Source organism: Variovorax sp. 20P10.2.4, assembly GCF_058244205.1.
In genome coordinates this window covers 1-7,160 of sequence record NZ_JBZAYE010000385.1, presented here as the reverse complement: position 1 = coordinate 7,160, position 7,160 = coordinate 1, and the positions used below count along the sequence as shown (strand labels likewise).

Here is a 7,160-nt window from a genome sequence, read left to right as displayed (position 1 = left end):
CCGGGTGCAGCTCGAGATGGGCGGCAAGAACGCGCTGGTGGTGCTGGCCGATGCCGACCTCGAGCGCGCGGTCGACTGCGCGGTGCAGGGTGCCTACTTCTCGGCCGGCCAGCGCTGCACGGCTTCGAGCCGGCTGATCGTCGAGGCCGCGGTGCACGACGCCTTCGTGGCGCGGCTGCGCGAGCGGCTCAAGGCGCTGCGCGTGGGCCATGCGCTCGAGCGCGGCGTGGAGATCGGCCCGGTGGCTGACGCCGAACGGCTCGCGGGGCATCTCGCCTGGGCCCACATAGCGCGCGCCGAGGGCGCCGAGCATGTCTGGGGCGGCGAAGCGCTCGAGCGCGCCACCGCCGGCCACTACATGAGCCCGGCGCTGTTCCTGGCCGAGCCCGGCCACCGCATCGCGCGCGAGGAGATCTTCGGCCCGCTGGCCTGCGTGCTGCGCGCCACCGACTACGAGCATGCGCTCGCACTGTGCAACGACACGCCGTTCGGCCTGTGCGCCGGCATCTGCACCAACTCGCTGAAGCACGCGATGCATTTCAGGCGCCATGCCGAGGTCGGCATGACCATGGTCAACCTGCCGACCGCGGGCGTGGACTTCCACGTGCCCTTCGGCGGCCGCAAGGGCTCGGGCTACGGCCCGCGCGAGCAGGGACGCCATGCCGCCGAGTTCTACACGCAGGTCAAGACCGGCTACATGCTGGCCTGACCCGCACCCAGGTCCCCCGGTTTCCGACCAGCAGCCCCCATCCACAACAGGAGACGACCCATGACCATGAACCGCCGCACCCTCAACGCCGCGCTCGCCGCCGCCGCCCTCGGCGGTCTGCTGCCGGCTTCCGTCCTCGCGCAGAAGAAGCTCGTGCTGGGCTTCGCGCAGGTCGGCGCCGAAAGCGAATGGCGCACCGCCAACACCGAGTCGATCAAGGCCTCGGCCAAGGAGGCCGGCATCGAGCTCAAGTTCTCCGACGCGCAGCAGAAGCAGGAGAACCAGATCAAGGCGATCCGCTCGTACATCGCGCAGAAGGTCGACGTGATCGCCTTCTCGCCCGTGGTCGAGTCGGGCTGGGACACGGTGCTGCGCGAGGCCAAGGCCGCCAAGATCCCGGTGGTGCTGACCGACCGCTCCGTCAACAGCAAGGACGACACGCTCTACGTGACCTTCATGGGCTCGGACTTCGTCGAGGAGGGCCGCAAGGCCGGCCGCTGGCTGGTCGAGAAGATGAAGGACCAGAAGGGCGAGGTCAACATCGTCGAGCTGCAGGGCACGGTGGGCTCGGCGCCCGCCATCGACCGCAAGAAGGGCTTCGAGGAAATCATCAAGGCCGACCCGAAGTTCAAGATCGTGCGCTCGCAGACCGGCGACTTCACGCGCGCCAAGGGCAAGGAGGTGATGGAAGCCTTCCTCAAGGCCGAGGGCAAGAAGATCAACGTGCTCTACGCGCACAACGACGACATGGCGATCGGCGCGATCCAGGCCATCGAGGAGGCCGGACTCAAGCCCGCGAAGGACATCGTGATCATCTCCATCGACGGCGTGAAGGGCGCCTTCGAGGCCATGATCGCCGGCAAGCTCAACGTCTCGGTCGAGTGCAGCCCGCTGCTGGGCCCGCAGCTGATGCAGGCGGTGAAGGACATCAAGGCCGGCAAGACGCTGCCCAAGCGCATCGTGACCGAGGAGGGCATCTTCCCGATGGAAGTGGCCGCCAAGGAATTCCCGAACCGCAAGTACTGAGGACGACCATGAAGCGCAACTTCCTCAAGGCCGCCGTGGCGGGCCTCGCGCTCGCCGCCGCCGGCATCGCGCCGCTGGCCCGGGCGCAGGACAAGGGCCTGATCGCGATCTCGATGCCCACCAAGTCCTCGGCGCGCTGGATCGCCGATGGCGCCAACATGGTCAAGTACTTCAAGGAGAAGGGCTACAAGACCGATCTGCAGTACGCCGACGACGACATCCCGAACCAGCTCGCCCAAGTGGAGAACATGGTGACCAAGGGATCGAAGGTGCTGGTGATCGCGGCCATCGACGGCACCACGCTGTCCGACGTGCTGCAAAAGGCGGCTGACAAGGGCGTGAAGGTGATCGCCTACGACCGGCTCATCAAGGGCTCGAAGAACGTCGACTACTACGCCACCTTCGACAACTTCCAGGTCGGCGTGCTGCAGGCGCAGTCGATCGAGAAGGCGCTCGACCTCAAGGCCGGCAAGGGGCCTTTCAACATCGAGCTGTTCGGCGGCTCGCCCGACGACAACAACGCCTTCTTCTTCTACAACGGCGCGATGTCGGTGCTCGAGCCCTACATCAAGAGCGGCAAGCTGGTGGTGCGCAGCAAGCAGATGGGCATGGACAAGGTCGGCACCCTGCGCTGGGACGGCGCGGTGGCGCAGGCGCGCATGGACAACCTGCTGTCGGCCTTCTACACCAAGGAGCGCGTCGACGCGGTGCTCTCGCCCTACGACGGGCTGTCGATCGGCATCCTGTCCTCGCTCAAGGGCGTGGGCTACGGCTCGGGCTCGCAGGCCATGCCGGTGGTGTCGGGCCAGGACGCCGAGATCCCGTCGGTGAAGTCGATCCTGCGCAAGGAGCAGAGCTCGACCGTGTTCAAGGACACGCGCGAACTCGCGAAGGTCACGGTGGCGATGGTCGACGCCATGCTCTCGGGCAAGACGCCCGAGGTCAACGACACCAAGACCTACAACAACGGCGTCAAGGTCGTGCCCTCGTACCTGCTCAAGCCGGTCAGCGTCGACGGCAGCAACTGGAAGCAGGTGCTGGTCGACAGCGGCTACTACAAGGAAAGCCAGGTCAAGTGAACGAGCGCGGCGCGCACGGCGGCGGCACGATCCTCGAGATGCGCGGGATCACCAAGACCTTCCCGGGCGTGAAGGCGCTGAGCAACGTCAACCTCGCGGTGCGCGCGGGCGAGATCCACGCGGTGGTGGGCGAGAACGGCGCCGGCAAGTCCACGCTGATGAAGGTGCTCAGCGGCGTCTACCCCTGCGACTCGTACGACGGAGAGATCCTGTTCGAGGGCGAGCCGCGCCGCTTCCGGGGCATCGCCGACAGCGAGAAGCTCGGCATCATCATCATCCACCAGGAGCTCGCGCTGGTGCCGCTGCTGTCGATCGCCGAGAACATCTTCCTCGGCAACGAGATCGCGCGCGGCGGCGTGATCGACTGGTTCGCGGCCTATGCGAGGACGCGCGAGCTGCTCGCCAAGGTCGGCCTGAAGGAAGCGCCGACCACGCTGGTGACCGACCTCGGCGTGGGCAAGCAGCAGCTGGTGGAGATCGCCAAGGCGCTCGCGAAGGAGGTGCGCCTGCTGATCCTCGACGAGCCCACCGCGAGCCTCAACGAGACCGACAGCGACGCGCTGCTGCGCCTGCTGCTCGAACTCAAGCGCCAGGGCATCGCCTCGATCCTGATCTCGCACAAGCTCAACGAGATCGCCAAGGTGGCCGATGCGATCACCGTGCTGCGCGACGGCGCCACGGTCGAGACCATGGACTGCCGCGCCCAGCCGATCAGCGAGGACCGCATCGTGCGCGGCATGGTGGGGCGCGACATGGCGCACCGCTATCCGCCGCGCGAGCCGAAGATCGGCGAGACGGTGTTCGAGCTGCGCGACTGGCGCGTGCACCACGCGCAGCATGCCGACCGCGAGCAGATCCACGGCGTGAGCCTGCGCGTGCGCCAGGGCGAGATCGTCGGCATCGCGGGCCTGATGGGCGCGGGCCGCACCGAGCTCGCGATGAGCGTGTTCGGCCGCTCCTATGGCCAGCGCATCAGTGGCGAGGTGCTGATGCACGGCAAGGCGGTCGACGTGAGCACGGTGCGCAAGGCCATCGACCACGGCATCGCCTACGTGACCGAGGACCGCAAGGGCCTGGGCCTGGTGCTCGAGGAGGAGATCCGCAAGAACGTGAGCCTCGCGAACCTCGACGCGGTGGCCGACGGCCTGGTGATCGACCCGGGCCGCGAGTTCCAGGTGGCGAACGAGTACCGCAAGGCGCTCAACATCCGCTGCGCGGGCATCGAGCAGCCTGTGGTCAACCTCTCGGGCGGCAACCAGCAGAAGGTGGTGCTGAGCAAGTGGCTGTTCACGCAGCCCGAGCTGCTGATCCTCGACGAGCCCACGCGCGGCATCGACGTGGGCGCCAAGTACGAGATCTACACCATCATCGACCGGCTCGCACGCGAGGGCAAAGGCATTCTCATGATCTCTTCCGAACTGCCGGAGCTGCTCGGCATGTGCGACCGCATCCACGTGATGAACGAGGGGCGCTTCGTCGCCGAATTCACGGCCGCCGAGGCCACGCAGGAACGCATCATGCACGCCATCGTGCGCGCGGGGAGCACGGTCCATGTCGCGGCCTGAAGCGCAGGTGGCGACCGCCGCCGTGGCCGCCGAGCCCGGGGGCCTGCATGCGGGCTTCCTCAAGAACAACCTGCGCGAATACGGCATGCTGATCTCGCTGGTCGCGATCATGGTGCTGTTCCAGGTGCTGACCGACGGCACCCTGCTGCGGCCGCTGAACCTCACGAACCTGCTGCTGCAGAACAGCTACGTGGTGATCATGGCGCTGGGCATGCTGCTGGTGATCGTGGCCGGCCACATCGACCTGTCGGTGGGCTCGGTCTGCGGCTTCATCGGCGCGCTGGCGGCGGTGCTGATGGTGGAGTACGAATGGCATTTCGTGCCGACCGCGATCGTGAGCATCCTCGCGGGCGCGCTCATCGGCGCGGCGCAGGGCTGGTTCGTGGCCTTCCGCAAGATCCCCTCGTTCATCGTCACGCTCGCGGGCATGCTGGTGTTCAAGGGGCTCACGCTGGCATTGCTCGCGGGCCAGTCGGTGGGGCCGTTTCCCGAGGCCTTCCAGCGCCTGAGCTCGGGCTTCATTCCCGACCCGCTCGGCGGCGCGGCGCTGCGCACCACCTCGCTGGTCGTGGGCGCGCTGGCGGCCGCGGCGCTGGTGTTCTTCAAGCTGCGCGGCCGTGCGAAGCTCGCGGCGCACGGCATGGCGCAGGAGCCCTATGCCTTCTTCCTCGTGAAGAACCTGTTCTTCGCGGCCATCATCCTGTTCTTCAGCTACCTGCTGGCCACCTACAAGGGCCTGCCCAACGTGCTGATCGTGATGGCGGTGCTGATCGTGGCCTACGACTTCGTCACCAACCGCACCACCATCGGCCGGCGCATCTATGCGCTGGGCGGCAACGAGAAGGCGGCGCGGCTGTCGGGCGTGAAGACGCAGCGCCTGGCCTTCCTCACCTTCGTGAACATGGGCGCGCTGGCGGCGCTCGCGGGCCTGGTGTTCGCGGCCCGGCTCAACACCGCCACGCCCAAGGCCGGCCTGGGCTTCGAGCTCGACGTGATCGCGGCCTGCTTCATCGGCGGCGCCTCGGCCTCGGGCGGCGTGGGCAAGGTGATGGGCGCGGTGATCGGCGCCTTCATCATGGGCGTGATGAACAACGGCATGTCGATCCTCGGCATCGGCATCGACTACCAGCAGGTGATCAAGGGGCTGGTGCTGCTGGCGGCGGTGTTCATCGACGTCTACAACAAGAACAAGTAGCGCCATGACCGATTCCGCGACCTCCGCGCCCCTGCCCGTGCTCGCGCTGCGCGGCATCCGCAAGCAGTTCGGCGGCATCGCCGTGCTCGACGACGTGCAGCTCAAGCTGTATCCGGGCGAGGTGCATGCGCTGATGGGGCAGAACGGCGCGGGCAAGTCGACCCTGATCAAGGTGCTGACGGGCGTGTTGCCCTCGAGCGGCGGCGAGATGTTCCTCGACGGGCAGGCGATCCATCCGGCGTCGCCGCTCGATGCGCAGAAGCTCGGGATCAGCACGGTCTACCAGGAAGTGAACCTGTGCCCGAACCTGTCGGTGGCCGAGAACGTGTTCGCGGGCCGCTATCCGCGCCGCGGCGCGCTGCAGGGCTTTCGCATCGACTGGCGCGCGGTGAACCGCCGCGCGGAAGAACTGCTCGCGCGCATCGGGCTCGAGATCGACGTGACGCGGCTGCTGTCGAGCTACTCGGTGGCGGTGCAGCAGATGGTGGCGATCGCGCGCGCGCTCGGTGTGTCGTCGAAGGTGCTGATCCTCGACGAGCCGACCTCGAGCCTGGACGACGACGAGGTCGAGAAGCTGTTCGAGGTGCTGCGGCGGCTGCGCGCGGAAGGCATGGCGATCGTCTTCGTGACGCACTTCCTCAACCAGATGTACGCGGTGTCCGACCGCATCACGGTGCTGCGCAATGGCCACTGGGTGGGGGAATGGAAGGCGGCGGACCTGGGACCGCAGGCGCTGATCGCGGCGATGCTCGGGCGCGAGCTGGCGGCGCAGTCGGCACGGCCCGCGGCATTGCCGGCCTTCGACGAGGCGGCCCCCGCGTTGCTGCAGATCGAGGGACTGGCGCAGGCCGGCCAGCTTCAACCGACCGACCTGCGCGTGCGCGCCGGCGAGGTGGTCGGCATCGCGGGCCTGCTGGGCGCGGGTCGCACGGAACTGGCGCGGCTGTTGTTCGGGCTCGAGACGCCCGACCGCGGGGTGTTGAAGATCGAGGGCCGCACGCTGAGCTTCTCGAACCCGGCCGATGCGATCCGCGAGGGCCTGGCGCTGTGCCCCGAGGAGCGCAAGACCGACGGCATCGTGGCCGAGCTGTCGGTGCGCGAGAACATCGCGCTCGCGCTGCAGGCGCGGCTGGGCACGCGCAAGCTCCTCTCGCATGCCGAACAGACGGCGATGGCCGAGCGCTTCGTGGCCTCGCTGGGCATCAAGACGGCGAGTGTCGAGACTCCCATCGGTCTGCTCTCGGGCGGCAACCAGCAGAAGGCGATGATCGCGCGCTGGCTCGCGACCGAGCCGCGCATCCTGATCCTCGACGAGCCCACGCGCGGTATCGACGTGGCGGCCAAGCAGGAGATCATGGAAGAGATCCTGCGACTCGCGCGCGCGGGGATGGCGGTGATCTTCATCTCTTCCGAGATGAGCGAGGTGGTGCGGGTTGCGCATCGCATCGTTGTCCTGCGCGACCGGAAGAAGGTGGGGGAGTTGCCGGGCGGGGCTACCGAGGACGAGGTGTACGACATGATTGCTGCGGCATGAAGCGCTTGTCTTGCTTTGTTCGTTCGGGACGGGCGCGCGCCGACGGGGTACT

At 67.7% G+C, this 7,160-nt stretch carries 6 protein-coding genes; all 6 read left to right on the top strand.

Annotation, left to right across the window (positions count from 1 at the left end):
* Positions 1-709 (top strand): aldehyde dehydrogenase family protein (locus tag AC27VN_RS27720; RefSeq protein ID WP_490878613.1); only part of this gene is annotated, 709 nt, incomplete at its 5' end.
* A 60-nt stretch (positions 710-769) separates the two neighbouring features.
* Positions 770-1,735, top strand: coding sequence for an ABC transporter substrate-binding protein (locus tag AC27VN_RS27715; RefSeq protein WP_057594593.1), 966 nt, complete (start codon positions 770-772; stop codon positions 1,733-1,735).
* Between the two features lie 8 nt (positions 1,736-1,743).
* Positions 1,744-2,814 carry a multiple monosaccharide ABC transporter substrate-binding protein gene (gene chvE, locus AC27VN_RS27710; protein ID WP_490878612.1) on the top strand — a complete coding sequence of 357 codons (1,071 nt, stop codon included), beginning with the start codon at positions 1,744-1,746 and terminating at the stop codon, positions 2,812-2,814.
* 38 nt (positions 2,815-2,852) lie between these two features.
* A complete protein-coding gene (gene mmsA, locus AC27VN_RS27705; RefSeq protein ID WP_490878614.1) occupies positions 2,853-4,379 on the top strand; it encodes a multiple monosaccharide ABC transporter ATP-binding protein in 1,527 nt (508 codons plus the stop codon).
* On the top strand, positions 4,366-5,574 hold the full coding sequence (gene mmsB, locus AC27VN_RS27700) for a multiple monosaccharide ABC transporter permease (protein WP_490878611.1): 1,209 nt from the start codon (positions 4,366-4,368) through the stop codon (positions 5,572-5,574). Before mmsA ends, mmsB begins: the two co-directional genes overlap by 14 nt.
* Before the next feature lie 4 nt (positions 5,575-5,578).
* A complete protein-coding gene (locus AC27VN_RS27695; protein ID WP_490878610.1) occupies positions 5,579-7,108 on the top strand; it encodes a sugar ABC transporter ATP-binding protein in 1,530 nt (509 codons plus the stop codon).
* The last annotated feature ends 52 nt before the right edge of the window (positions 7,109-7,160 follow it).

Bases quoted from the DNA above. Each gene is read 5' to 3' on its own strand.
- AC27VN_RS27715 (WP_057594593.1), top strand. From the start codon at position 770: ATGACCATGAACCGCCGCACCCTCAACGCCGCGCTCGCCGCCGCCGCC.
- chvE (WP_490878612.1), top strand. From the start codon at position 1,744: ATGAAGCGCAACTTCCTCAAGGCCGCCGTGGCGGGCCTCGCGCTCGCC.
- mmsA (WP_490878614.1), top strand. From the start codon at position 2,853: ATGCGCGGGATCACCAAGACCTTCCCGGGCGTGAAGGCGCTGAGCAAC.
- mmsB (WP_490878611.1), top strand. From the start codon at position 4,366: ATGTCGCGGCCTGAAGCGCAGGTGGCGACCGCCGCCGTGGCCGCCGAG.
- AC27VN_RS27695 (WP_490878610.1), top strand. From the start codon at position 5,579: ATGACCGATTCCGCGACCTCCGCGCCCCTGCCCGTGCTCGCGCTGCGC.